This is a genomic window from Thiohalorhabdus sp., from assembly GCF_036628635.1.
Lineage (GTDB): Bacteria > Pseudomonadota > Gammaproteobacteria > Thiohalorhabdales > Thiohalorhabdaceae > Thiohalorhabdus.
In genome coordinates, this window is the sequence record NZ_JAZKRM010000010.1 from 53,085 (window position 1) to 79,329 (window position 26,245).

A 26,245-nucleotide genomic window follows, 5' to 3' on the forward strand; every position below is an offset into this window, starting at 1 on the left:
GAGGGGTCAATGGGCCAAACGAGACGCAGCCTGCGCTATCTGATCCGGATCGTGGTCTTTCTGGCCATCCTGGTGGCTGGCGCGATTTGGTTCATTGAGCCTCTGGAGCGGTTGTACCGGGCCAACCCACCGCTGAACGGCGTGATCCTGCTCCTACTTGGGGTAGGCCTGGTAGACGTCCTGTGGCAGCTGGGGGTCCTGGTTCGCGAGGATCGCTACCTGGACCGCATCGCCGCCCACCTGGGTAACGTCGATGCTGGCAGGGAAGCCCCCGAGGACGTGGATCAGGCGGTGCTGACCGGCGAGCCCCGCGGTCAAGCGGAGCTATTGAGCACCGTGCGGGACGTGGTCCTGCGCGGCCATCATCACACCACTTTGCCCTACCTGCTGGACAGTCTGGGCGAGCGCACCGAGAGCCGGCAAACCCTGCCGCGCTACCTGGCCGGAACCCTTATCGTTTTGGGTTTGCTCGGCACCTTCTGGGGCCTCCTGCAGACGGTGCAGGGGGTCCAAGGCATCATCGACACGCTTGCCGCTGAAAAATACGACGATGTTGCCGCCTTCGTAACCGCGTTGCGCGACCGCATGGCCGCGCCCATTGACGGCATGGCCCTGGCCTTCGCTACCAGCCTGTACGGCCTGGGGGCCTCGCTGATTGTGGGCTTTACCGAGAACCAGCTAGGCCGGGCCCTGGCCCACGGGCAGAGCCGCACCGAGGAGCTCATCGTTACCGGACTTTTGCCTTTCTGGCGGGCGCGTCGCCGGCCCGAGGATCTGGACATGGAGGCCGAGGACCGGCCGGCCTATACCGCCGCCCTGCTGGAAGGGGTGAGCCAGCGCCTGGACGCGGCGGGTGAACAAATGGAGCGCCTTATTGCCAGCCAGCCTGAGGCTGGCACCCTGGCCCGTACCGTAGAGAGCAGCGGCGAGGCGACCCAGACGGAGATTCGCGAGCTGGCCAACCACCTGGAGCGTCTGGAGGCCCAGCGCAACCGCGCCCTGGGCGAGCACTTGGACCGTCTGGCGCGGCTTGTAGCGCGGGACAAGGGGTCGGATCATGGCCCGTCGGCGTAGGCGCCAACCCGAGGGAAGCATCGCCCACATCTGGCCCGGGTTTACCGATGCCCTCGCCGGGCTGGTGGTGGTGCTCGTGTTCCTGCTGATCCTGTTCTTCCTCTTCGAGGTGGTGCTGTCCCGGCAGGTGGGCTCCCAGGAGGAGACCATTACCGCCTTGCGCGGCCAGGTGGAGCGCCTGTCCGATCTGCTGGGAACCGCCGAGGAGCGGGAAAAGGAGCTGCAGGAGGAGCTGGCGGCAAGTCGGAAAAAGCGCGCGCAGCTGGAGGAGCGTCTTGCTGAACAGCGCCAGCGGGCCGAAAGGCTCGGGGAGGAGCTTGCGGCCGCCGAGGAAGCCCGCCGCCAGGTCCGGGAGCAGCTGGCGCAGGTCGGTCGGGATCAGGAGGCAACTGAGGCGGAGCTGGCCGAGGAGCGCAAGCGCGCCCGCACGGCCTCAGCCAACCTGGACGCCCTTGCCGAGCACGTGGCCCGGCTCAACGAACGGCTGCGGCGGCTGGAACGGGCCCTGAAGGTGGAGGAGCGTGAGCGCGTCGCCGCCGAATCCCGGGTGGAAGAGCTGCAAGGGGAGCTGGAAGCCCAGCAAAGCCGCCAAAAGGCGCAGGCGGCGCGCATTGAGGCCATGGCGGCGCGGATCCGCACCGAGCTGCTGAAGCGGGTCGAAGAGCTGGAACGCTACCGATCCGAGTTCTTTGGCCGCTTGCGGCAGGTGTTCGCCGACCGGCGGGACATCAAGATCCGCGGCGACCGCTTCGTGTTCCAGTCGGAGATCCTGTTTCCCTCCGGCAAGGCCGAGCTGTCACCCGGCGGCAAGCGCCAGCTGGACCGCTTCGTGGCCACCTACGGGGAGGTACGCGACCGCATCCCCGAGGGCCTGGAAATGATCATTATGGTGGAGGGCCATACGGACCGGGTACCCATCACCACCGCCGAGTTCAGCTCCAACTGGGAGCTTTCCAGCGCCCGGGCCCTGTCCGTGCTTCATCACCTGAGGGAGCAGGGGGTGAAGCCACAGCGACTAGCCGCTACCGCCTACGGTGAGTACCATCCGCTCACCCCGGGTCAGACCCCCGAGCAGCGCCGCCAGAACCGGCGCATCGAGCTCAAGATCACCCGGTATTGACTTCAAGGGCGCCCATGTCGATGCCTGCCACCGTCGCCGTAACCGGCTGTTCTTCCGGCATCGGCGAGGCCCTTGCGCTGGGGCTGCGCGACCGCGGCTACCGCGTGGTGGCCACAGCGCGCACCGATGACGACCTGGAGCGACTGGGAGCAGCCGGCCTGGAGCCGCTGATGCTGGAGTTGGCGGACCCCGAGTCGGTGGCGGCCTGTGCCGGGGCCATCGCCGAGCGCAGCGAAGGCGGGCTGTTGGGGCTGGTCAACAACGCCGCCTACGGCCAACCCGGGGCGGTGGAGGACCTCAGCCGGGAAACCCTACGCCGGGAGTTCGAGGTCAACCTGCTCGGCACCCACGACCTCACCACCCGCTTGCTGCCGGTTATGCGGGAGCAGGGCTTCGGGCGGGTGGTTCAGATCAGCTCACTGTTAGGTCTGGTGGCCCTGGGTTACCGGGGGGCCTACAACGCCTCCAAGTTCGCCCTGGAGGGGCTGACTGACACCCTGCGCCTGGAGCTAGTCGGCAGCGGCATCCAAGCCGTTCTGATCGAGCCGGGGCCGATCACCAGCCACTTCAGGCAAAATGCCTACCGGGCTTTCCAGGCCAACATCGATGTTGAGCACAGCTACCACCGGACTGTCTACCAGCGCGACATTGCTACCCGCCTGGCCGGGACGGAAGATGCTCCGTTCACCCTGGGACCCGAGGCAGTGCTGGCCAAGACGGTAAAGGCCCTGGAGAAAGGCCGCCCACGGGCTCGCTACTACGTGACCCTCCCTACCTATTTGTTGGCCGGTTTGAAGTGGGCCCTGCCCACCCGCTGGCTGGAACCGTTTCTGCGGCGCCTTAGTTGACGGCAGTGTTAAGTTTTCAGGTTTCTCTGAAAAAGGCGGGGGAAGGCTGCGGATCGGGCCGCAGGACAGGAGGGTGGCCCGAGGAAGGTTCCGGCTCTTCCCGTCCAAAAAGTTGCTCGGAACGCTGTTTGGTATGGGGCCATAACTGAAAACTGAACACTTTTCTCGGAGTGCCCGGTGAAGATCACCATCCTCGGTGCTGGCCAGGTGGGTGCCCCCGTTGCCGAACAATTGGCCCTGGAAGGCCACGACATCACGGTCGTCGATCACGACGGCGACAGGCTGGCGGCCCTTGGGGAACGGCTGGATATACAGCCCGTTTCGGGCCATGCCGCCTATCCCGAGGTCCTGGAACAGGCCGGCCTGGGGGCGGCGGACATGGTGCTGGCGGTGACGGCGTCGGACGAGGTGAACATGGTCGCCTGCCAGATGGCCGAGACCCTGTTCCATACCCCCACCAAGCTGGCCCGGCTGCGCGCCCCCGAGTACCTTACCCAACCCGAGCTGTTCACCCCCGACGCCTTTCCCGTGGATTACATCATCAGCCCCGAGCAGGTGGTGACCGACTCCATCCATCGGTTGGTGGAGCACCCGGGGGCGCTGCAAGTGGTGGACTTCGCAGGCGGCCGGGTGCGGCTGGTGGGCGTGCGTGCCGAGCCCGACGGCCCCCTTGTGGGCCACCAGCTGCAGGAGCTCCGCCACCGGATGCCCGGGGTGGATACCCGGGTGGCGGCCATCTATCGCCGCGGCCAGGCCATCATCCCGGAGGGGCCCACGGTCATCGAGGAAGGCGACGAGGTCTTCTTCATCGCCGCTCGCGAGCACATCCAGGGGGTGCTCACCTCGCTGCGGGGTGCCGAGGAGACTGTGCGCGGGCTGGTCATCGTCGGTGGCGGCAAGATCGGCAGCTCCTTGGCGGAATCCCTGGAGCGCACGCCGGTCCAGGTCAAGCTCATCGACCACAACCCGGGACATGCGGCCCAAGTGGCCGCCGACCTCAAGCACACCCTGGTCCTGCAGGGGGACGGCGCCGACGAGACCCTCCTGCGGGAGGAGAACGTCGGCGCCATGGACATGTTCGTCGCCGTTACCAACGACGACGAGGCCAACATAATGGCCTCCATGCTGGCCAAGCAGATCGGCGTGCAGCGGGTGGTCACCCTGATCAACCGGGGCGCCTATGTGGACCTGGTGCAGCAGACTGGAATCGATGTGGCGGTCTCACCCTACCTGGCCACCATTGGCCGCATCCTCGCTCACGTCCGCCGGGGTGACGTGGCCATGGTGCACAGCCTCCGCCGGGGTGCCGCCGAGGCCATCGAGCTGCTCGCCCACGGCGACGCTTCCACCTCCAAGGTCATCGGCCGGCGACTGGACGAGATCCAGCTGCCGCGCGGGGTGACTATCGGGGCTATTGTCCGCGGCGGGCAGGTCCTGATTGCCCACCGCCACGTGGTCATCGAGCCGGAGGACCACGTCATCCTGTTTCTGGTGGACAAGCGCAAGATCGCCCAGGTGGAGAAGCTGTTCCAGGTGGGGCTGGGCTTCTTCTAAACCAGGGGCCACACGGTTCCGAAACGATAACCAGGCGGGAAGCGGCGCATGCACTTGGTCACCATCGGCTATATTCTTGGCGTTTTGCTGATGGTGTTCTCCACGGCGATCCTGCCGCCGTTGGTCATGGCCTGGGCCTACGGCGACGGGGCCCTGACCGCCTTCGCCGATGCCTACCTACTGACCTTGGGTGCCGGCTTTTTGCTCTGGTTAACAACCCGCGCGGTATCGCGGGAGGTCAGCCACCGCGACGGCTTTCTGCTGGTGACCCTGTTCTGGGGGGTCCTGGCGGTGTTCGGGGCCTTGCCGCTGTACTTCTCGGGGGTCGCCCCGGGGTTCTCCACTGCCTTTTTCGAGTCCATGTCGGGGTTAACCACGACCGGGTCCACGGCGCTGTCGGGCCTCGACGACATGCCCCACGCCGTGCGCTTTTGGCGCCAGGAGATGCAGTGGCTGGGGGGCATGGGCATCATCATCCTGGCGGTGGCCATCTTGCCCATACTCCAGATTGGTGGCATGCAGCTGTACAAGGCCGAGGTACCCGGGCCGGTCAAGGATCAGAAGCTGACCCCCCGCATCAACGAGACGGCCAAGGCCCTGTGGATCATCTACGTCGGCCTGACCGTGGCCGCCGCCCTGGCCCTATGGCTGGCGGGAATGACGCCCTTCGATGCCGTTTCCCACAGCTTCACGGCGGTGGGCACCGCCGGCTTCTCCACCCATGACGCCTCCATCGGCTACTTCGATAACCCGGCTGTGGAGTACATCCTCACCGGGGTCATGTTCTTGGGGGCGGTCAACTTCGCCCTGCACTTCGCCTTCCTCCACGGCGAGGGTCTGCGGGCCTATGTGGCCGATCCGGAGTTTCGGACCTACGCCGGACTCCTGACCGGGCTGGTGGCGGTGGTGACCGTGGTGCTGCTGGCGTACCAGGTCTATCCCTCCGGCGAGGAGGCCTTCCGCCGGGCCGTATTCCAGGCAGTATCCATCGGTACCACAACGGGCTTCGCCACCGCGGATTACGCCGCGTGGCCGTCGCTGCTGCCCTATATGCTGCTGCTTTCCGGTTTCTTCATGGCCAGCGCCGGCTCCACCGGCGGCGGCATCAAGGCGGTGCGCTTCCTGGTCATGCTCAAGCAGGGGTATCGCCAAAGCTATCTGCTGATACACCCTCATGCTGTGGCCCCCCTCAAGCTCCGCGGCCGCCCCGTGCCGGAGGCGGTAATCCAGGCGGTGTGGGGCTTTTTCGCGGTGTACGTGTCCACCTTCGTGATCCTGGTGATGGTCATGCTGGCGCTGGAGGACGGCGACTTCCTCACCGCCGCCGGGGCCGTGGCCGCCACCCTGACCAACATCGGACCCGGTCTGGGGGAGGTGGGCCCGGCGGACAGCTTCGCCTCCATCTCCGCCCCCGGGAAGTGGGTTTTGGCACTGGCAATGCTTCTAGGTCGGCTGGAGCTGTTCACCTTTTTCGTTCTGCTGATGCCGGCTTTCTGGCGGAAGTAGGCGCCTTGCCCTCCCCTTTGCGGTTGAGGCTGAGCCCCGGCATGCGGCCCCAGCTCTCGGTCAGCTCCTCCGCCGAGGGCACCCCCGCCCGAGCGTAGTCCACCCGCAGCGCCCGCACGATGCCCACTGCCGCAACAAGCAAAAAGACCGCCATGGGCAGCCCAGTGGTCAGCGACGCCGTGCGCAGGGCGTTGAGGCCGCCGAAGTAGAGTAGCGTGGCCGCCACCGTGCCTTCAGCCAGGGCCCAGAACAGCCGCTGCACCCGCGGCGGGTCGGGGTGGCCGCCGGAGGTGACCATGTCGTCCACCAGCGAGCCCGAGTCCGACGAGGTCACGAAGAAAACGATCACCAGGAGCGTGGCAAGGGCCCAGGTCAGGGTCGCCAGCGGCAGCTGCTCCAGCACGGCGAACAGGGCCAGGGCCTCGTTGGCCGCTACCTGCTCGGAAATACCGCCGGCCCCGAACAGCTCCAGGTGGATGCCGGTTCCGCCCAGGGCCGAAAACCACAGAAAGCCCCCCAGGGTGGGCACCAGCAGGGTGCTGGTGATGAACTCCCGGATGGTTCGGCCCTTGGAGATGCGGGCCACGAACACGCCCACGAAGGGCGACCAGGAAATCCACCAGCTCCAGTAGAACAGGGTCCAGTGGGCCTGCCACCCGGCCCCTTCCTGCCCGGGGGCGATGTGCAGGCTGGTGAACGGGAATTTCTGCAGATAGTAGCCGATCCCGTTCACGAACACTTCCAGCACGAACACGGTAGGGCCCGCCAGGAGCACGAAGGCGAAGATGACCACCGTCAGGCCGATGTTGAACTGGCTCAAAAAGCGGATACCGCGGTGCAGGCCAGAGACCACCGAGATGGTGGCCAGGGCGGTAATGCCGCCGATGAGAAGGAGCTGAGGGCCGGTGCCCTGGGGCATGCCGAACAGCCGACCGAATCCGGCGTTGACCTGGGCCGCGCCCAGGCCCAGCGAGGTGGCGACGCCGAACAGGGTGCCCACGGTGCACAGCACGTCCACGGCGTGGCCGGGCGCACCGTAGATGCGCTCACCCAGCAGGGGGTAAAGCAGCGAGCGTGGCGCGAGGGGCAGATGGTGGCGAAAGTGGAAATAGGCCAGCGGCAGGGCCAGGGCGGTGTAGATGGCCCAGGGGTGCAGGCCCCAATGGAAGAAGGTGTAGCGCATGGCCTCGCGGATGGCGTCCTGAGTGCCGCCCTCCCCGCCGGGCGGGCTCTTGAAATGCTGCAGCGGCTCGGCGACGCCGAAGAAGACGATGCCGATGCCCATGCCGGCGCTCATGAGCATGCTGAACCAGGCGAGGTAACCGAACTCGGGATAGGTGTCCGGCCCACCTAGGCGGATGCGGCCGAAGCGGGAGAACAATAGCCACAGCACGAAGCCGAGCAGGGTGGACGCGGTTAGGATATAGAACCAGCCGAAATGGGCTACGATGGCCGCCTGCAGGGTTTCGAAGCTGGTGCGGGCGGTCTCGGTGAACAGCCCGCCGAAGGCCACGAAGCCGAGAACCAGGGCGGCTGCCGGAAGGAAGACCCAGGGCTCCATGGTCCGGGTCAGGCGCGCGAGCGGGGCGGGTGCGGTGGCCATCGGGCCCTCGTGGGGGCGTGGATTCCCTATTGAGGTTGGGGGCTCTCGTCGGATTCTTCAACCGCCCCGGTGAGCCAGTACCGGACACGCCGCGGGTGGGTTTCGATGTAGCGGTCCACCGCCTCCCCCACGGAGGTTTGCTGCACTTCTAAAAGGATCGCCGCTAGCTCTTCTCGGGGCACGTGGAGGCGGCTGAAGAACCCGGTAACCGCCGGGGGAAAGTCGGCCTGGAAGCCTTCCCGGGCAAGGGCGTGGACACGCTCCTCCCGGCCCAGCACCCTCTTGGGGTCGTCCAGGAAGCGCAGGTCGTAGCTGGCGAAGATCCAGTGCGGCTGCCAGGCGGTGACCACCACCCACTCCCCATTGCGGATGGCCCGGTCGAGGACGGCGGTCATGGCGGCGCTGCTGGAGGCGACTAGCTCCAGCTCTTGCAGGTTGTAGGCCTCCATGGCCTCTTCCGAGGCCTGCATCAGGCCCGAGCCGGGATCGATGCCCTGGACCTTGCCGCCCATGCGTTTGGCCACCTCCGGGTCGGCCAGGTCGGTCAGGCTACTGACCTGCTCTTCGGGTACGTAGGACGGCGCCACCCAGCCCAGACGGCCGGTGTACAGGACCCCCAGGTTCACCACCTCGTCCCGAACCTGGTCCCAGTAGTTGCGGTGGGTCACCGGCAGCCACCCCATGAGCATGATGTCCAGGTCACCGTTGGCCACCCCCTGGTACTGGACGCCGATGTCGGTCATGACCCGTTCAACCTCCAGATCGGTGTGGCGCTCCAGCAGCCGCTGGGCCATCAGAGTCATAACCTCGGCGTCGGACCAGGCGGTCCAGCCGATGCGCAGGGTGTCGGCCCCCCCGGCCGGCCGCTCCGGGGCGGGTGGACCGGCGGCGCCGGGTGGGCCGCTTCGGGCCCGCTCGCCGCCGTTGAGGGCCGGACCGCAGTTTATCAGGTAAACCAGCACGCCTCCGGCCACCACTGCGACCCCGACGCTGGCCAGCCATTTAAGCCACACGCCCATGGCTACCTCCTATTGCTGCGAAGGCCCGGCTTCACGGGGGTCGCTGGGCCAGAACAGCTGCCGTAGCCGCTGCCGGATCGAGACCCGCCGCTGGCGGCCAAAGCTCTGGGTAATGCGGTCCAGGATGATGGCCAGAATCACCACTCCGATGCCGCCTTCGAAGCCCAGGCCCACGTCCAGCCGCTGAATCCCCCGCAGGACCACGTCGCCCAGGCCGCCGGCGCCAATCATGGAGGCGATGACCACCATGGACAGGGCCAGCATGATGTTCTGGTTGATGCCCGCCATGATCGACGGCATGGCCGAGGGGATCTGCACCTTGAACAGCAGCTGGCGAGGGGTGCAGCCGAAGGCCAGGCCGGCCTCCACCCGCTCACTGGGGACCTGGCGGATGCCGAGGTTGGTCAGGCGTACCGCCGGCGGCATGGAGAAGATGATGGTGGCGATCACGCCGGGGACCTTACCGGTGCTGAAGAACATCACGGCCGGGATCAGATAGACGAAGGCCGGCATGGTCTGCATGAAGTCGAGGAGGGGTCGGACCACCTTCTCCACGGTGTCGCGTCGGGCGGCCCAGATGCCGATGGGCAGGCCGATAACCAGTGCCACTGCAGTGGCCGCCAGCACCAGAGCCAGGGTGGCCACGGTGTCCCGCCACAGGTCCATGCCCACCACCAGGGCCAGGGCGAGGATGGTAAACAGGGCGAAACGCCAGTTCACCCGCCAGGCGCCCAGCGCGGCCAGGATCAGGGTCAGAAGCCAGGCGGGTGGCGTCATCAGCACGGTTTCGATGCCCGTGGTGAGGGCATCGATCACCGCCACAATGGCGTCAAACAGCCATTGGGCGTTGGCCAGCAGCCAGTCCACCGCCCGCTCGATGTAATAGGCCACAGGGATGCGGCAGTCGGAGGCCGCGGCAGCGCGCGGCGCCCCCGCCAGGAGCACACCGGCGAGGAGGGCACGCAGCACCGTCATCGGGCCCGGGCCATGGTGGCCAGCAGGGTGGGGCTGGCAATAGCGCCCAGGAAGGCGCCTCCCTCGGTTACCACCGGCAAGGGGGCGTCATGGTAGGACATCAGGCGCAGGACCTCATCCAAGTGGGCGCTGGCCTTGACCGCCCCGATGCCCAGGTAGGCCTCTTCAAGGGGCGGCTCGGTGCCATCAAGCAGGGCCTCCAGGGAATACAGGGACACGGTATCCACATAACCGGCCTCCGGGTCCAGGACGTAGCCGAAGGTGCGCCCGTATTCGCGCATGTGGCGCACCAGAGTGGCGATGTCCATGATTCCAGCCCGGGGCTGGCGGAAGGTGATCTGGTCCTTTTTGGCCAGGTCGCGAGCCTCGAAGATGTGGCCGACGTCCACGCCCTTGAAGAAGGAGCGCACGTAGTCGTCGGCAGGATGACCGAGGATCTCGCCCGGGGTGCCCACCTGAAGGATGCGCCCGCCTTCCATGATGGCGATGCGGTCGCCGATGCGCAGGGCCTCGTCTAGGTCGTGGGAGATGAACACCACGGTGCGCTCGCTCTCCGCCTGGAGGCTCAGAAGCTCGTCCTGCATCTCGCGCCGGATGAGGGGATCAAGGGCGGAGAAGGCCTCGTCCATGAGCATGAGGCTGGGATGCACCGCCAGGGCCCGGGCCAGGCCCACCCGCTGCTGCATGCCACCGGAGAGCTCGTCGGGGTAGCTGTCGGCGTTGGGCCTCAGGCCCACCTGATCCAGGGCCTCCAATGCCCGCTCCATGGCCTCGTGGCGATTAAAGCCGCCCACATCCAGGCCGAAAGCGGCGTTCTCCTGAACGGTCAGGTGAGGCAGCAAGGCGAAGGACTGGAACACCATGCTCATTTCCTGGCGACGCAGCTTGACGAGATCGCGCCGATCCATGGCGGTGACGTCGGTGCCGTGGATGCGCACTCGGCCGCCGGAGGGCTCCATGAGCCGGTTGAGCATGCGCAGCAGGGTAGACTTGCCCGAGCCGGACAGCCCCATGACCACAAAGACCTCGCCTTTGTAGACCCGGAAGCTGGCGTCGCGGACGCCCACGGTCATGCCGGTGCGCTCGAAGATGGCCTCCTTGCCCAGGCCTTCCTGCTCGATGAGCTGGAAGACGATGTCGGGATGGGGGCCGAAGATCTTGTAGAGGTGGTCCACCTCCACCACGGCTTCGGGATCGGGCATGGCGGTCTCTTGCCGAGGAAGACGGTTGCAAAGGTCTCGCTATCCGGCGGTCCGAAGCCCCTTATCGCTGGGCCAGGAGCACCCCGGCGGTGCCACCGGCGCGTTCCGCTCGGGCCAAAAGGGAACCGCTGTGTGGGGCGGTTAGGTCGAGTATGGGGCTGGTCCGGTCGGGGGGGCAAGTGGCCGGCGCTCACTGGTTCAGTTGCCGCTCCAGGCCAGCGAGCACCCTTTGGTAGGCTCCTTGGTGGGGGGCAACCGCCTCGCGGCCGCGGCGACCGGCGGCCTCGGCCTCACCCGGGTGCTGCAGCCACTGGCGCAGGGCCGCCAGAAGGTTGTTGACGTTGGCCGCCTGGCGGGCGTTGCCCGCAGTGTCCAAGACCCGGACGGCTTCGCGGTGGCGCTGGAGGTAGGGACCGTAAAGGATGCCGCGACCGGCTGCCGCTGCGGCTCGAGGATCGGCCCCCTTGTGGCCCTGGACCCAGGTTCCGCCCAGGACCACGGCGTCGGCGGCCGCCAGCAGGGGGCCGCGCTGTTCCGGGTCATCGAGGAGGTAGATGTGGGTGGAGGGGGTCAGGGCCTCGCCGTGGGAGGCCACCGCGAGTCCCAGCTGGAAACGGGCCAGGCGCTGGGCCAGCGCCGGGGCGCGCGCGGGATCGCCCGGGGCCAGCACCATCAGCCAGCGCTCGAACGGCGCCGGAAGGTGGCGGCATACCCCGGTAAGGAGCTCCTCCTCGCCGGGCTCGGTACCCTCGAAGAAGAGGATGGGTCGCCCGCCCAGGGCCGAGCGCAGCCGACGGGCAGCCTTGCGCTCGGGCGGGGGATCGTGATCCAGCAGCGGGCTGCCGGTGACCCGGATTCGCTCCTCGGCCACGTCACGGGCAAGGAGAGCCTCGCTGTCGTCGTCGTGGCCAACCAGGAGGGTCTCCGCCCGGTCGAGGGCGGGACGAAAGAGGCAGGGTAAGCGGTCGAGCCAGCGCCAGGGCGCTGGCAGGATCCGTGTAATCAACCAAAGCCAGGGGATCTCCCCTTGGTCCAGGGCCCGGGACAGCGCTGGCCATGGGGCCGGCCCGAGGCACAAAGCGATATCCGGGGCTGCGCTGGCCAGGAAACGGCGGGCCGCCGCAGGGGTGTCCTGCGGCAGATAGGTGACCAGCGCCTCGTCGCCAAGCAGAGCCTCAGCCTCAACGAGGGCTGCCTGGGTGCGCACCGTGATGATCACGCCGGCGCCCGGATGGCGAACCTGCCAAGCCTGAGCCAGGGGCCCCGCGGTGTCCAGCCCGGCGCGGGTGCCGGCGTGGAGCCAAAGCCGGGGCGCTTGACCCCGAGCGGTGACCCGGCCACGGGCATCGCGGCAGTCGCCTTTGGCATGCCAATGTCCGGTCCAGCCTACCAGCCGGGCCAGGCCGAGATAGAGGGTCTGGCACAGCGTCGGCATCAGGGATTGGGAAAAGGCTGGGGTCACGGACCTTTCCCCGCGAGCACCGGGGTGTTTGCGGTACAATCAGGCGCCCTGCCATCTACCCTGCCCCGACCGAAAGGACTCCCATGGGGGCCGAAGCGCATCGAACCGCCGGATTCCGCCACCGTCTCGAGGCCGCCGCAGTAGGTGGCTTGCTGAGCCTGCTGGCGGGTCTGCCGCCCCGTTGGCGCTATGCCCTGGCGGGCCGACTGGGTGCCTGGGCCCGCTTTGTGGACCGCCGGCACTACCGGCATGCCCGGGACTCCCTGGCCCTGCGCTACGGCACCGAGGGCGTAGAGGCCAAGGTCCGGGGTGTGTTTCGGGAGCTGGGCCATCTGGGGGCGGAGCTGCCGCTTCTGGAATGGTCCGATCCCGAGGCCCTCGCCAGGCTGGTTACCGCCGTGGAGGGGCGCAACCACATTGATGACCTGGCTGCGGACCCCCGCGGCAAACTGGTGCTCAGTGCCCACCTGGGAAATTGGGAGCTGCTCGGCCACCTGCTTCCCCATTACGGCCTGACTCCCTTCCATGTGGTCTATCGGCCCCTGGATAATCCTTTGCTTGACCGTCGGCTACGGGCCAACCGCGAGCGCCACGGTACCCGGGCCATCAACCGCGAAAACGCTAGCCGTGCCGTGCTGCAGGCCTTGCGCCGGGGCAATACGGTGGCCATTTTGCCCGATCAGAACACGCCGAACACCGAACGGGTCCGTCTGCCTTTCCTGGGCGAGGAAGCGCGAGTGCCCACCTCGGTGGCCCGCTTCGCGCTCAAGACGGGTAGTCCTATCCTGCCAGTTTTCCTGATGCGGGAGGGGCCGGAGCGCTTCCGGCTCTTGGCTCTGGCGCCCATTGAACCGGGGAATTATGCCGACAGCGAAGAGGGGCTGCGCGATCTTACAGCGGAGGTTACCGCGGCCATGGAGGCAGCCATTGGCCATGCCCCCGCGCAATGGTTCTGGGTTCACCGGCGCTGGCGGGCCAAGCCTCCGCCCCGTCAGCTTATCTCGGGCGCGCCGCCCCCTCCCCCCTGGGGTGGGGAAACACGGCTGTAACCGGTTCTAGCCTTCTGCCGCTAGTCGCTTAAGGCGGTAGAGGATGCCGCAATAGGGACACAGGTACTCACCGTTGTCGGTTTCGTCGATAGGCAGGAAGACCCGCGGATGGGAGTCCCAGGTGGTCATGTCCGGAGTGGGACAGTGAAGGGGCAGGTCCTCCTCGGTGATTTCGATGGCGCGCTGGTGATTGGCCGTCATGGCGGTCCCTTGTGGGTCAGTCCTGGTAAACGAAATCGAGCCACTGCTGGCGTTCCGGGTTCCGGCCCAGGACCACGTCGAAGTAACGCGCCTGCAGGCGAAGGGTCACCGGGCCGGCGCTTCCGGAGCCAATGGGCCGGTTGTCCATCTCGCGAATGGGCACCACCTCCGCTGCGGTCCCGGAAAAGAAGGCCTCGTCGGCGATGTAGAAAGCGTCCCGGGTGAGCGGTTCCTCGCGTACGGGGATGCGCTCGGCGGCGGCTAGCTCCAGCACCGTACGGCGGGTGATACCGTCCAGGGCGGTGGCCAGGGGCGGGGTGTAGAGGACTCCGTCGCGCACCATGAAGATGTTCTCGCCCGGGCCTTCCGCCACAAAGCCGTAAGGATCAAGCAGTACCGCTTCGTCAAAGCCCCCTTCGAGGGCCTCGCGGTGGGCCAGCATGGAGTTGAAGTAGCTGCCCGTGAGCTTGGCCTTGGTCATGGTGATGTTGGGGTGGTGGCGGGTGTAGCTGCTGGTGGTCGCCCGGATGCCACGGGCGAGGTTCTCGTCGCCCAGGTAGGCGCCCCAGGGCCAGGCCGCCACCACCACGTGCACCTCCAGGCCCTTGGCGGTCAGGCCCATGCCTTCGGAGCCGTAGAAGGCCAGGGGCCGGATGTAGCAGGCCTCCAGGCCGTTTGCCCGCACCACCTCACGCTGGGCGGCGTTGAGGGTGGCTTCGTCATAGGGCATGGGCATCTGCATGATGCGAGCGGAATTGAACAGCCGGCGGGTGTGCTCTTGCAGGCGGAAGATGGCCGCGCCGCTGTCGGTGGCGTACGCGCGTACGCCTTCGAACACCCCCATTCCGTAGTGCAGGGAATGGGTGAGGACATGGGTAGTGGCGTCGCGCCATTCAACGAGCTCGCCATCCATCCAGATCTTGCCATCGCGGTCGGCCATGGACATGGTCAGGGCTACTCCGTGATTCGGTTCGGCGGGGCCGGTTTCCCGGCCGGGCCTCAGCCGCTGCGTTCGGGCTTGCCGACCACCTCATCGAAAGCGGTGGCCACCCGGTGGCGGCACTCCGATACGCGCTGGGTCAGGGGCTGCCACTCCTCGCCCACCAGCCGCTCCAGCTGCTGCTGCCAAGTGGCGTCTTCGGTGATCTCCACCTGGGCTCGGTCCTCGAACAGCTTGACCCGGTTTTCCAGAGTCCGGAACAGGACGTAGGCCTCATCCAGGCCCTGGGCTCGACCCGGGTCGAGGAGGTTGTGCTCGGCGAGAGCGGTCAAGGCGGCGCGGTTGCTGGAGGCTAGGACGGCGGAGTCGCCGCTATCGCGTCGCCTCGGGGTTTTTTCGGGCGGCACAACGAGGTCGGGGTAGTCGTGGGCGTATCGCAGGCAGAGGGACTGGATAAGGAACTCGATGTCGACGAGCCCGCCCCGGTCCTGTTTGACGTTGAACACCCCGACCCTGGACGCGTGCTCGGCCAGCATGCGCCCGCGCATGACCCGGACCTCCCGGGCCAGGGCCTCGGAGCCCCGGGGTGCGGTCAGGACCTCCCCGCGGATGCGATCGAAGGCGTTGCCGACGGCCGGTGAGCCGGCTATGGGGCGACCCCGGATGAGGGCCTGGTGCTCCCAGACCCAGGCCTGCTCCATCTGGTAGTCCCGGAAGTGGTTGAGGGAAGCCACCAGCGCCCCGGATTTTCCCCCCGGCCGCAGGCGCATATCGATGCTATACAGGGCCCCCTCGGCCGTCAAGGTAGTGACAAAATGGATCAACCGTTGCCCGAGCCGGGCGAAGAACCGGGTGTTGTCCAGGGACTGACCCTGGCTGCCGCCGCTGGTGTGCTGGTCCTCGCCGCGACTGTCGTGGAGGAAGACTAGGTCCAGGTCCGAGCCGTAACCCAGCTCGCCCCCGCCCAGCTTGCCGAAGCCCATAATGCCAAAGCCGGCCGTGCGTGCCTCACCGGCGTCGGTGCAGCGTGGCTCGCCGTAGCGCTCGGTGAGCTCGTCCCAGGCCAGCTCCAGGGCTTTGTCCAGGGTTAGCTCGGCTACGTCCGTCAGGCCCCGTGAGATCTCCGCCAGGGTGGCGTGGCCCTGCAGGTCGCGGGCGGCGAGGTGGAGGACTTCGATGTTCTTGAACCGGCGCAGGGCGTTGAGCTGGTCCTCCAGGTCCCTGGTCGTGTCCAGCTCTCGTTCCAGAGTAGCCTGGCGGGAGGCCCGTATGCGGCAGGCGTAGAGGTCCTCGGGGTCGAGGATCTCGTCCAGGAGCATGGGATGGTGACCCAGGAAACGGGCCAGGAAGGAGCTGCCGCCGCAAAGTCGCACCACCTGGGAAAGGGCCACGGGGTTTTCGGCGAGCAGCGCGAAATAGGTGGTGCGACCGCCGATGGCCTCGAGAACCTCCACCATGCGCGCCAGGGCGGTGGTCGGGGCCGGCGTATTGCCGGCGGCCCCGATCACCAGCGGCATGAGCCGGTCCAGGCGATCGCGGCCGGTGCGGGTCAGGCGCTGCAGGGACTTGGCTTGGCGCAGCTGGTCAAGGGTCTCCAGGGCCCGCTCCGGTTGAAGATAGCCGTGCTCGGCGAGGGCTTCCTTGGCCCGCTGCGGATCCATGTCCCCCCGCCACAGCTGCTCCAGGGGCTCCTCCTCGGGATGGGCGGTCTGGGGTGCGGCGAAGGTCTGATCAAAGGCCTCCTGGACCCGTTCACGGTGCGCTTCGAGAGCCTCCAAAAAGGCCTCGCTGCCGTCGAAGCCCAGGCTGGCGGCGATCACCGAATGATCTTCCGGGTCTTCGGGAAGGCGCTGGGTTTGCTTGTCGTCCACCATCTGCAGGTGGTTCTCCAGCTCCCGGAGAAACAGATAGGCGCTGCGCAGGTTGTCGATGTCCCGGTCCGGGAGGAGCTCCAGGGCCCGCAAATGCTCAAGGATGGTAAGAGTGGGCCGCTCGTGCAGCTCAAAGTGGCGGCCGCCGTGCAGGAGCTGGAAGGCCTGGACGATGAACTCCACCTCCCGGATGCCGCCCCGACCCAGCTTGATATCGTGGCGGTGGCGGCGGTTGTTCACCTGCCGCTGGATCTGGACCTTGAGATCCCGCACCGCCTCCACGGCGCCGAAGTCCAAATAGCGGCGGAAGACAAAAGGCTCCAGATCGCGCAGAAGGGCGTCGCCCTGGGGCAGGTCGCCGGCCACGGGCCGGGCCTTGACCAGCGCATAGCGCTCCCATTCTCGGCCATGGAGTTGGTAGTATTGCTCCAGAGCCCCTACCGGAACCACTAGCGGGCCGCCGTCACCGTAGGGGCGCAGGCGGGTGTCTATCCGGAAGGCAAAGCCGTCGGGAGTCGCTTCGCTCAGGGCTTGGATCGCCAGGCGAGCGACGCGGGTGAAAAAGCCTGCATTGTCCAGGGAGCGCTTCCCGTCGGTTTCGCCGTCGCCGCTGTGGACGAAAATCAGGTCGATGTCCGAGGAGAAGTTGAGCTCGCCGCCGCCAAGCTTGCCCATCCCTAGGATGGTGACGGTGGCCTCGCTGCCGTCGGTCAACCGAGGCGTGCCAAAGCGCTCCCGCTGGGCTTCGATGGCGAAAGCAACGCTCGCCTCCAGACAAGCCTCGGCCGTTGCCGTTAGCTCGCCGCTGGTGGTGGCGAAATCGCTCCAGCCGGCCAGGTCGCGGAAGGCGATGCGCACCAGAAGCCACTGGCGAGCCCGCCGCAGGGCTGCCTGAAAGGCCTCTTGCCCATTTACTCCCGCAACCGAATCCCTGACCACTTGATGCGCGGTCTCCGGGGCCCAGTTGCCGTCGAGCCAAGCGGGCTCGGTAAGTAGATCCCGGAGCAGCGCGGGGTAGCGGTGTAGCTCCCGGAACACGAAGCGGCTCAGGCCCAGAACGTTGAGCCAAGCCCCACGACGGTCGCTGTCCTCGGCCAGGGCCTCGGCCAAAGAAGTGCCTTCGGGCCCACCCAACAGGTCGGCGAGGCGGGGTGCGGCAGCGGCGGCCAAGCTTTCGGCGGCGGGAGCGGGGCCCGGCTTTTGTGACCGATCGGCGGATGGGACCATGAGTCCATCATGCCCCCGTGCCCCCGACCCGTAAAGCGCCAGGAAGCCCCGTGAAACGCCAGTGCCCGTTCGCTTCAGCCTACCTTGAGCGCCGCGGAGTCCATGACTGAACAGCCCGCCTCTGGCCGCGTGCATTTCTGGCTGCGTCCGGGTTTCTGGCGGTGGTCCGTCCGCCTGTTGCTGGCCGGGATCCTGTTGCTTTTGGCCGCGGCGGTCTGGGTTCTGGTCCACCCGCCGGCCCTGGAGCCCTTGCGGGAGGATCTGGAAGGCTGGCTGAGCGAGCGCCTGGATCGGCCCGTTCGGTTCCAGGAAATTAGCTGGACGTGGGACAGTGGTTTTACGGTCCGGGCGGTGGATGTGGCCATCGGCGACAAGGGGGTGGTGGCGGATGAGGTCCGGCTGGGCATGGGTGCCGTTGCCCTGATGCGGGGCGAGCTTGATCTGCGCAGCCTGGCCTTGCGGGGTCTGGAACTGGACCTGGGGCGTGATGCCCGTGGCCGCCTGTACGCGGGTGGGCTACGATTACGTCCCGAGAAGAACCGCCTCTTCCCCTTCCTGGCCCGATTCGAGGATGTCCGCATCCATAGCGCTAGCCTGGTCTGGTCCGATCGCCGTCGCAGCGACCCGGTCCGTCTGGTTATCTCCGAAGTCTCTGTCGACATTGAGCGCCTTAGCCGGGGCCACTTGGTGAACCTAACCGCCAATGCCGCCGGTGGTCGGGTATCGGTCCACGGGGGGGTGGAGCATTTTGCGGGTGGTCCTGAAAGCTGGCGGCTGAATGTCGAAACCCGGGCCGAGGGGGTCGAACCGGAAACGTTTTTGCCTTATCTGCCCGAAGGAGCCCCCGTGGCCCTACCTGGCCGCCTGTCCCTGTGGGCGGAGATGGTGGGTGGGTGGCACCGTTCTTCCCGGATAAACGGGCATTTTCGGCTCGGACAAGGCCAGCTCCGGTGGCCTGAGGGACTCCGCCGGCCCCTTTCGGATACGGCCGTCAAAGGCGAATTCCGGTACCAGGGCGAGCCCGGGAGCCACCATTTGGACCTGGAGGAGACTCGATTGACTGCCGGCGGGGTAAGGGTAACCGGTGCCGGCAAGCTGAGGTGGAAAGCAGGCTTTGCCGACCCGCGCCTAAAGGCCAAGCTCGGCCTGGAGGAAACGCCGGTTCCGGTCCTACGCAACCTACTCGCCGTGCGGGCCTTGCCGGGGCCGCTGGTCGAGTGGCTGGATCGCTCCATCGCTGACGGCCGCCTTGAGGGTGGTCGCGCCGAGATTCGGGGTCCCCTGGGAAAGTTCCCCTTCGCCAATGGGGAGGGAATATTTCGGGTGGAGGCGAAAGTGGCCGCAGGGGTTCTGGCCTACCATCCCGATTGGCCTCCGGTCATCGGTCTGTCCGGGACCCTGACCGTCGACCAGAACCGGTTAAGCTTCCGCGCGGATTCCGGGCGCGTTCTGCGGAGCCGGATCCGGGAGGCAACCGCAACTGTCCCTGACCTTGCCGCCCATCCGGCGCGGCTGCGGCTTCGGGGCAAGGTAGGGCTTGAGCTCGTGGATGGGGTGCGCTTTTTGGAGCAATCCCCCCTGCAGTCGGAGGGGTTCCTGGAGCCGGCCGTGCTTGCAGGCCCCGCTGATCTCCACCTGACCCTGGGGCTGCCTCTGACCGACAGGGGCGAGCCGGCCGTGTCCGGCCGGCTCGCCCTGGACGGTGCGGCCTTCCGGCCCCGCCCGGAGAGCCCAGCGGTAGTCAATGTAGATGGCCAGGTGGCCTTCCAGGGGGGCCGGATCCGGGCCTCGGGTTTGCGCGGCCGGCTGCTCGGTCAGCCGGTGACCGTGGATCTGGACCGGGAGCCCGATGAGCCTTTCCGGGCGGAGGTTCGGGGGAGCTTTCCCGCTAAGGCTTTGCGAACGGCGCTAGCGCGCCACGGTCGGGACTACCCACTAAGTCGCCGCCTTACCGGTGAAATCGATGCTCGTTTGAAGGCGCTCTGGGGCCGGCAGGAACGTCACGCTGAGCTTCACGCCGATTTGGAGCAGGCCGCTTTGATCCTTCCGGAACCGGCTTTCAACGGGATCGGCGACCCCGGGGAAGTGACGGTTCGCTTGAGGCTGGGGCAGCCCTGGCGGGTAGAAACCTCTTTGGTAACCGGTGGTGACCGTTGGGACATGCTTGCAACATCCCATGCCGATGGTGGTTGGCGCCTTGGATTAGGAATTGGCCTTAATGAGCAGGCCCCGCCTTGTAAGTTGGGGACTTGCTTGGTGGCTGGCCACATCGGTCGGTTTCCCCTGAAGGAGTGGGTGGACCTTTGGCGGGAGGTGGTACCCGAAGGGGCAGAAAGGATCGAGGCGACAAAGCCGCAGCTGCAGGCCGAGCTAACCGTGGGCAGCCTGCGTTGGGAAGGGCGGCGTTTTGGCGGCGGTCGCCTTGAATTTTCGGCAACTCCCTCCGAATTAGGCTATGCCGTTAACGCGCAATTCCAGGGAGAAGCCGCCTCGGGGCGGATCAGCTTCCAACCGGGTCGGGAGGAGCCGGATGCATTGCGGGTACGGCTGGAGAGTCTGGAGCTGCCTGACCCGGGGGCGTGGGCCCGGGAGGGCGACGGTGGCTCTACCGGGGAGGTAATGGCTGGCCTTGATCTGGCGCTAACAATGGAGGCGGAGAGGCTCCATGTCGGGCAGCGCAAGCTGGAGAATGCTCGCTTGAAGGCTCGCCTTCAGCCGGGAGCATGGAAGCTGCAACAGCTGCGAGCGCGCATGGATGGTTCCAACCTGGTGGCAAATGGTGGCTGGACGGCGGAGCGGGGTCGGACCCAACTGGGGCTGGTTCTGGGAAGCAACGATTTCGGCGGCTTGTTGCGGTCCCTCGGGCTCTATCCGAACATGAAGGGAGGACACGGTAGCTTCAGCGGCGATTTGTGGTGGCCGGGACGGCCTACCGCATTCGCTGTCGGGCAGATCTCCGGTGATCTGCGCCTACGCATGGTCGAAGGCGAAATCAAACAGTTCTATTTCCTGAATCAGGCCCTGGCCACGCTCAATGTGCTCGATTGGCCCCGCCAAGTTGCGCGCGGTTTTCGGGATGTGGCCGAAGGGGGCCTGGTCTATCGGGAGCTGAAGGGCAGTATCGACATTGCCGAGGGAGTGGCCCGCACCGATGACTGGGTGCTTAAAAGTGCTCCCCTTCGGCTGGATATGGGGGGCAGCCTGGATCTGGACGCCCGGACCTATGACTTGCTGCTCCAGGTCCAGCCCCTGCAAACGGTGGACCGGATCATCTCGGCGGTTCCGGTCCTTGGCTACCTGCTCGCCGGGGAAAGCCGGACCGTGATGGCATTGGGTTATCGGGTTAAGGGGCCGTGGGCCGACCCCGAGGTAACCCCTTTGACCGGGGCAGAGCAGGAGAATCCGGTGGAGACCTTGCTCCGCCGGCTAAAGGAGATGGAATGGCAAGACGTGTTGCCCTGGCACTGACCGGGGCCCTGCTACTGGTCGCGGTCCCCGCTCAGGCCGCTGTTTCCAAGGAAGAGGTGGCCGCCTCCGAATGGAAGGCGCCGGCCAGCGTTGAAGAGGCGGCGGCTCGCCCGGCCCTCCATCGGACCCTGGCCGCCTATCTCCGCAAGCCCGGTCGTTGGGTGCGCCTGGCCCACGCCGGAGGGGCCGCAGGCAGCGCCTGGGCTCAGGACATGCGGTCTTGGCTCATTACCTTGGGGATCCCCGCCGACCGCATCCAGATCGATCCGGGTCTGACCGATTCGGGCCGCTTGACCCTGGCCGTGCACGAGGAAGGGGACCAGCTGTGACCGCGCCTGTGGCTGCGGCCCTGCAGATGGTCTCCACCGGCGATGTGGCGGCCAATCTGGCCCGCGCCCGAAAGCTGCTTGAGCGGGCTGCGGAATCCGGGGCCAGGGTAGCGGTCCTGCCGGAGAACTTTGCCCTGCTCGCGGCCGACGAGCGAGTCAAGCTGAGGCACGCCGAGCCCCCAGAGGGTGGCCCGCTTGCCGCGTTCCTCCAGGAGCAGGCAGCCCGATTGGGGTTGTGGCTGGTAGGCGGCACGCTGCCTTTCGCCAGCGGCGATCCGGACCGGGTGCGGGCGGTCTGTGTGCTCGTGGACGATACCGGAGTCGTGCGCGCCCGTTACGACAAAATCCATCTTTTCGATGTCCAACTTAGTGGGGCCGAGGGTTACCGGGAATCGGCCACCATCGAGCCGGGCCGGGATCCGGTGGTGGCGGAGACCCCGTTCGGAGCGGTCGGTCTGGCCGTGTGCTACGATCTGCGCTTCCCGGAGCTTTTCCGCATACTGGCCGACCGGGGCGCCAAGTGGCTGGCCGTCCCGTCGGCCTTTACCCGCACCACGGGGGCGGCCCACTGGGAGATCCTGGTGAGAGCGCGGGCCATCGAAGAGCAGCTGGCAGTGGTGGCCCCGGACCAGGGCGGTAGGCACCCCGGTGACCGCCAAACCTTCGGCCACAGCATGGTGGTGGACCCCTGGGGGGCGGTCCTCGACCGTGTCACCGAGGGGGAAGGCTTGGCCCTAGGCCCGCTCGACCGGGATCGCTTGGCGGACGTGCGTCGTCGGCTTCCCGCCCGGGAGCACCGGCGGCTGGCCGATCCCTGGCCGCGGCTGTGAGGGGTGAGGAGTAACAGCCAGACCGAGGCCCACAGCTGACCCGCAGGGGACGCCGATGAATGCAGATAAACCCCCAAGCTCTTTAACGGTTCGACCGGCTTCATCTGGGCCTATCTGTGTCATCTGCGAATAAGGCCGTTGCCTTTTCCCTTAAAACGTAAAACGCCCTATAAAGGGATGAGCCATGAGCGACCATTGGCAGGTGGCGGAGGATCTCATCCTGCGTCCCACCGATGTGGGTATAAACCAGATCCAGGACGCCCTGGGCCAGATGATGGCCCGGCAAGTAGATTACGCCGATCTTTACTTCGAATACAGCAGGAGAGAGGGCTTCTCCCTGGAGGAGGGCCGCATCCAGGGCGGCTCCTACGGCATCGATTCCGGCGTCGGGGTGCGCGCGGTGAGCGGGGACAAGACTGGCTTTGCCTATTCCGACGAGATCGTGCCCGCGGCCTTGCTGGATTCGGCCAAGGCGGCGCGGGCCGTGGCCCTATCCGGCAGCGGCGGGACGGTTCCCATGCTGTCGCGTGACCAGGCGCCCCAGCCCCTGTATACCGCCGACGATCCACTGGACAGCCTCTCCGACGAAGCCAAGGTGCGCATGCTGGAGGCGGTGGATGCCGAGGCCCGTGCCCAGGACAGCCGGGTCCAGGAAGTTATGGCCAGTCTCGCTGGCGAGTACAAGGCGGTTCTGGTGGCCGGCTCCGACGGTCGGCTGGTTACCGATATCCGTCCTTTGGTGCGGCTGAACGTCCAGGTCATCGTGGCCGAGGGCGACAACCGCCAGCAGGGCATGTCGGGGGGCGGGGCCCGCACCGGTTACACCTGGTTCGATGAGGCAACCGTACGCGCCTACGCCCGGGACGCGGTGCGCCAGGGCCTGGTCAATCTGGAGGCGGTGGAAGCTCCGGCGGGGGCCATGGATGTGGTCTTGGCGCCGGGCTGGCCCGGAATCCTGTTGCACGAGGCCATCGGCCACGGCCTGGAGGGCGATTTCAACCGCAAGGGCACATCGGCCTTCGCCGGGCGCATTGGCGAGCAGGTGGCCTCACAGCAGTGTACGGTGGTGGATGACGGCACCCTGTCCGACCGTCGTGGCTCCCTGACTGTGGACGACGAGGGCGAGCCCACCGGGCACACGGTCCTGATCGAGAACGGAGTGCTCAAAAACTACATGCAGGACGCCACCAATGCCCGGCTCATGGGCATGACACCCACCGGCAACGGCCGCCGGGAGTCCTATGCCCATCGGCCCATGCCGCGCATGACCAATACCTACATGGAAAACGGCGATTACGACCCGAACGAGATCATCGCGTCGGTGGACTATGGGCTCTATCCCACCCACTTCGCCGGGGGTCAGGTTGACATCACCTCGGGCAAGTTCGTGTTCTCGGCCTCGGAGGCCTACCTGATCGAGAAGGGCCGGATCACCCGGCCGGTGAAGGGGGCTACCCTCATCGGCAACGGGCCCGACGTGCTTACCCGGGTGGCCATGGTGGGCAACGACAAGGCCCTGGACTCCGGCATCGGCACTTGCGGCAAGGAGGGCCAGTCGGTTCCGGTCGGGGTGGGCCAGCCCACCATGCTCATCAATGACCTGACCGTGGGAGGCACCCAATGAGCGGCGAGCGCGACAACGAGAGTCTGGCCGGCCAGCTTTTGGAGCGGGCTCAAGCCCACGGCGCCGACCAGGCGGAGACGGGTGTCCAGGCGGCCACTGGTCTGACCGCGGCGGTGCGTTTGGGCGAGGTGGATACCCTGGAGTACCACCGCGACAAGGGGGCCACGGTGACCGCCTTCGTCGGCGGCGCCAAGGGCAGCGCCACAACCACCGACTTCTCCGAAGCGGCCATCGAGGCCACGGCCGAGAAGGCCTGCGCCCTCGCCCGCCAGACCTCCTCGGACCCGGCCAACGGCCTGGCCGAGCCCGACAAGCTGGCCACCGAAATCCCGGATCTGGATCTGGACCATCCTGCCGAGATCGAGCCCGACGAGGCCATCGAGCGGGCGCGGGCCTGCGAGGCCGCCGCCCGCGGGGTGGACGAGCGCATCACTAACTCCGAGGGCGGCGAGTTCGAGTGGGGCCGGGGCTCCATGGTCTATGCCAACAGTCACGGTTTCCTGGGTGGGTATACCGGTACCCGCTTCGGGATCTCGGCGGCGGTGGTTGCCAGCGACGACGCCGGCATGCAGCGCGACTACTGGTTCTCCACCGCCCGTGACATGGCCGATCTGGAGGACGCCACGGACATTGGCCGCCGAGCCGGAGAACGCACGGTCCGCCGCCTGGGCGCTGGCCGGCTGAGTACGGCGCGAGTCCCGGTCCTTTATGAGGCCCCGGCTGCGGCGAGCCTGCTTGGGCACCTAGTGTCGGCGGTGCGCGGTCCCAATCTCTATCGCGGTAGTTCCTTCCTGGTTAACGCCGCCGGGGAGCAGGTACTCAATCCCGGCCTTACCATCCGCGAGGAGCCTCACCGGCCCAAGGGCCTGGGCAGCGCCCCCTTCGATGCCGAGGGGGTGGTTACCCGCGAGCGCAATCTGGTGGACGATGGCGTGCTTACGGGCTACTGCCTGGACAGCTACTCGGCCCGCAAGCTGGGCATGGCGACCACCGGCCACGCTGGGGGGGTGCACAACCTCTATCTGGAGGCCGGCGACAAATCCCCCGAGGCTCTGCTCCAGGAGATGGGGACTGGACTCCTAGTGACCGAGCTCATCGGCTTCGGCGTTAATAACGTCACCGGCGACTATTCCCGCGGCGCCGCCGGCTTCTGGGTGGAAAGCGGGGAGATCGCCTACCCGGTGGAGGAGATCACCATCGCCGGCAACCTAAAGACCATGTACCGCGACATCGCCGCCGTGGGCAGCGATCTGGAGTTCCGGGGCAACATCGCCAGCCCGTCGGTGCTTATCGGCGAGATGACGGTGGCGGGGCAGTAACTCATAGTATTTAAGTATTAAGTAGTTAAGTCAGACCAAACGGCAGCGGGAATTGGATCTTCTGGGCGACCCGCGGATTCGCTGTTTTCAGCTTAATATTTAACTACTTAATTACTTTTAACTCGTTTTTAGGAGATCCCCTTGGACGAACAGCAGCTGCCCCAGCTCCTCGAAGAGGTCAAAGAGGCGGTCAAGGCCGCCGGTCGCGAGGTCATGCAGTACCAGGGGGGACGCAACGAGTCCTGGGAGAAGGGCAAGGACGACCCCGTCACCCTGGCCGACCTGGCCGCCGACAAGCTACTGCGCGAGCGGCTGCTGGCCCTGTGCCCGGAATGCGGGTGGCAGTCCGAGGAAACGGTGGACGATCAGACCCGCCTGGACAAGGAATGGGTCTGGGTGGTCGATCCCCTCGATGGCACCAAGGAGTTTTTGGAGCAGATCCCGGAGTTCGCCATCGCGGTGGGCCTGGTCCACAAAGGCATGCCCCAGCTAGGGGTGGTCTACAATCCCGCCACCATGGAGATGATCGCCGGTGCCGAGGGCGCCCCGGTGACCTATATGGGTGGCGAGGCCGGGGTCAGCGACCAGCGCTTCCGGGCAGCCGCGACGGTGGCGGTTAGCAGCAGCGAGTACAAGCGCGGCGAGTTCGATGAGGTGGCCGCCACCATGCACCTGCGGCCTATTGGCTCAGTCGCCTACAAGCTCGCCCTGGTGGCCGCTGGCCAGGTGGATGTGTTCTACACCCTCACCCCGCGGAGCGAGTGGGACATCTGTGCCGGGGTTTACCTGGTCCAGGTGGCCGGGGGCCGGGCCACCGAAAAGGACAGCTCCGAGGTGGTGTTCAACAAGCCCGAAGGCAAGACACGATCGCTGGTGGCGGCCAACCCCGACCTCCACCACCAGCTTCTGGAGGCCCTGGCGGATATGCCCCTATCACCGGACCTGCGGGCCTGACCGCTTCCGGCGGCCAGGAGTTTTAAGTTTTCGGTTTTAAGTTTGAGATCGGACCATCAGTCCGGACCAG

General features: G+C 66.8%; 20 protein-coding genes. 12 read left to right on the plus strand and 8 right to left on the minus strand.

Annotation, left to right across the window (positions count from 1 at the left end):
- The first annotated feature begins 9 nt into the window (after positions 1–9).
- The 5 genes from V5A19_RS05220 (at position 10) to V5A19_RS05240 (ending at position 6,102) form a co-directional block, all read left to right on the plus strand.
- The gene (locus tag V5A19_RS05220; RefSeq protein WP_332317432.1) at positions 10–1,074 is read left to right on the plus strand and encodes a hypothetical protein; all 1,065 of its coding nucleotides are present in this window, start codon (positions 10–12) and stop codon (positions 1,072–1,074) included.
- Positions 1,058–2,194 (plus strand): OmpA family protein, encoded by a 1,137-nt coding sequence (locus V5A19_RS05225; RefSeq protein WP_332317431.1) that lies wholly within the window; start codon positions 1,058–1,060, stop codon positions 2,192–2,194. Before V5A19_RS05220 ends, V5A19_RS05225 begins: the two co-directional genes overlap by 17 nt.
- 14 nt (positions 2,195–2,208) lie before the next feature.
- A complete protein-coding gene (locus tag V5A19_RS05230; protein ID WP_332317430.1) occupies positions 2,209–3,042 on the plus strand; it encodes an SDR family NAD(P)-dependent oxidoreductase in 834 nt (277 codons plus the stop codon).
- Positions 3,043–3,219: 177 nt separating this feature from the next.
- Entirely contained in the window at positions 3,220–4,596 is a 1,377-nt protein-coding gene (trkA, locus tag V5A19_RS05235) for a Trk system potassium transporter TrkA (protein ID WP_332317429.1), read from the plus strand.
- A gap of 48 nt (positions 4,597–4,644) precedes the next feature.
- Positions 4,645–6,102, plus strand: a complete 1,458-nt coding sequence (locus V5A19_RS05240) for a TrkH family potassium uptake protein (protein WP_332317428.1) — start codon at positions 4,645–4,647, stop codon at positions 6,100–6,102.
- Here V5A19_RS05240 and V5A19_RS05245 read toward each other — a convergent pair.
- The 5 genes from V5A19_RS05245 to V5A19_RS05265 form a co-directional block, all read right to left on the minus strand.
- Complete coding sequence (locus V5A19_RS05245) at positions 6,059–7,705, minus strand: BCCT family transporter (RefSeq protein ID WP_332317427.1); 1,647 nt, start codon at positions 7,703–7,705, stop codon at positions 6,059–6,061. The genes V5A19_RS05240 and V5A19_RS05245 overlap by 44 nt on opposite strands.
- Before the next feature lie 26 nt (positions 7,706–7,731).
- Positions 7,732–8,724 (minus strand): glycine betaine ABC transporter substrate-binding protein, encoded by a 993-nt coding sequence (locus tag V5A19_RS05250; RefSeq protein ID WP_332317426.1) that lies wholly within the window; start codon positions 8,722–8,724, stop codon positions 7,732–7,734.
- A gap of 9 nt (positions 8,725–8,733) precedes the next feature.
- A complete protein-coding gene (locus tag V5A19_RS05255; RefSeq protein WP_332317425.1) occupies positions 8,734–9,699 on the minus strand; it encodes an ABC transporter permease in 966 nt (321 codons plus the stop codon).
- Positions 9,696–10,901, minus strand: a complete 1,206-nt coding sequence (locus V5A19_RS05260) for a quaternary amine ABC transporter ATP-binding protein (RefSeq protein WP_332317424.1) — start codon at positions 10,899–10,901, stop codon at positions 9,696–9,698. The genes V5A19_RS05255 and V5A19_RS05260 overlap by 4 nt, the downstream gene beginning before the upstream one ends.
- A 190-nt stretch (positions 10,902–11,091) precedes the next feature.
- Positions 11,092–12,363, minus strand: a complete 1,272-nt coding sequence (locus tag V5A19_RS05265; protein ID WP_332317423.1) for a 3-deoxy-D-manno-octulosonic acid transferase — start codon at positions 12,361–12,363, stop codon at positions 11,092–11,094.
- Between the two features lie 83 nt (positions 12,364–12,446).
- On the opposite strand from V5A19_RS05265, the gene V5A19_RS05270 reads away from it, so the two are divergent.
- On the plus strand, positions 12,447–13,412 hold the full coding sequence (locus tag V5A19_RS05270; RefSeq protein WP_332317422.1) for a lysophospholipid acyltransferase family protein: 966 nt from the start codon (positions 12,447–12,449) through the stop codon (positions 13,410–13,412).
- Between the two features lie 6 nt (positions 13,413–13,418).
- Here V5A19_RS05270 and V5A19_RS05275 read toward each other — a convergent pair whose 3' ends face one another.
- The 3 genes from V5A19_RS05275 to glnE are packed head-to-tail and all read right to left on the minus strand — an operon-like array spanning position 13,419 to position 17,534.
- Positions 13,419–13,613 carry a zinc-finger domain-containing protein gene (locus V5A19_RS05275; RefSeq protein WP_332317421.1) on the minus strand — a complete coding sequence of 65 codons (195 nt, stop codon included), beginning with the start codon at positions 13,611–13,613 and terminating at the stop codon, positions 13,419–13,421.
- Positions 13,614–13,629: 16 nt separating this feature from the next.
- Positions 13,630–14,559 (minus strand): branched-chain amino acid transaminase, encoded by a 930-nt coding sequence (locus V5A19_RS05280; protein ID WP_332317420.1) that lies wholly within the window; start codon positions 14,557–14,559, stop codon positions 13,630–13,632.
- A 53-nt stretch (positions 14,560–14,612) separates the two neighbouring features.
- Positions 14,613–17,534 (minus strand): bifunctional [glutamate--ammonia ligase]-adenylyl-L-tyrosine phosphorylase/[glutamate--ammonia-ligase] adenylyltransferase, encoded by a 2,922-nt coding sequence (gene glnE / locus V5A19_RS05285; RefSeq protein ID WP_332317419.1) that lies wholly within the window; start codon positions 17,532–17,534, stop codon positions 14,613–14,615.
- Between the two features lie 219 nt (positions 17,535–17,753).
- Here glnE and V5A19_RS05290 point away from each other — a divergent pair, with 219 nt between their 5' ends.
- The 6 genes from V5A19_RS05290 (at position 17,754) to V5A19_RS05315 (ending at position 26,175) form a co-directional block, all read left to right on the plus strand.
- Positions 17,754–21,119 (plus strand): YhdP family phospholipid transporter, encoded by a 3,366-nt coding sequence (locus tag V5A19_RS05290; RefSeq protein WP_332317418.1) that lies wholly within the window; start codon positions 17,754–17,756, stop codon positions 21,117–21,119.
- Positions 21,092–21,448, plus strand: a complete 357-nt coding sequence (locus tag V5A19_RS05295) for a hypothetical protein (protein ID WP_332317417.1) — start codon at positions 21,092–21,094, stop codon at positions 21,446–21,448. The genes V5A19_RS05290 and V5A19_RS05295 overlap by 28 nt, the downstream gene beginning before the upstream one ends.
- The gene (locus V5A19_RS05300; protein ID WP_332317416.1) at positions 21,445–22,278 is read left to right on the plus strand and encodes a carbon-nitrogen hydrolase family protein; all 834 of its coding nucleotides are present in this window, start codon (positions 21,445–21,447) and stop codon (positions 22,276–22,278) included. Before V5A19_RS05295 ends, V5A19_RS05300 begins: the two co-directional genes overlap by 4 nt.
- A 184-nt stretch (positions 22,279–22,462) precedes the next feature.
- On the plus strand, positions 22,463–23,902 hold the full coding sequence (gene tldD / locus V5A19_RS05305; RefSeq protein ID WP_332317415.1) for a metalloprotease TldD: 1,440 nt from the start codon (positions 22,463–22,465) through the stop codon (positions 23,900–23,902).
- The gene (pmbA, locus tag V5A19_RS05310) at positions 23,899–25,221 is read left to right on the plus strand and encodes a metalloprotease PmbA (RefSeq protein WP_332317414.1); all 1,323 of its coding nucleotides are present in this window, start codon (positions 23,899–23,901) and stop codon (positions 25,219–25,221) included. The genes tldD and pmbA overlap by 4 nt, the downstream gene beginning before the upstream one ends.
- Positions 25,222–25,362: 141 nt before the next feature.
- Positions 25,363–26,175 (plus strand): 3'(2'),5'-bisphosphate nucleotidase CysQ, encoded by an 813-nt coding sequence (locus tag V5A19_RS05315; RefSeq protein WP_332317413.1) that lies wholly within the window; start codon positions 25,363–25,365, stop codon positions 26,173–26,175.
- The last annotated feature ends 70 nt before the right edge of the window (positions 26,176–26,245 follow it).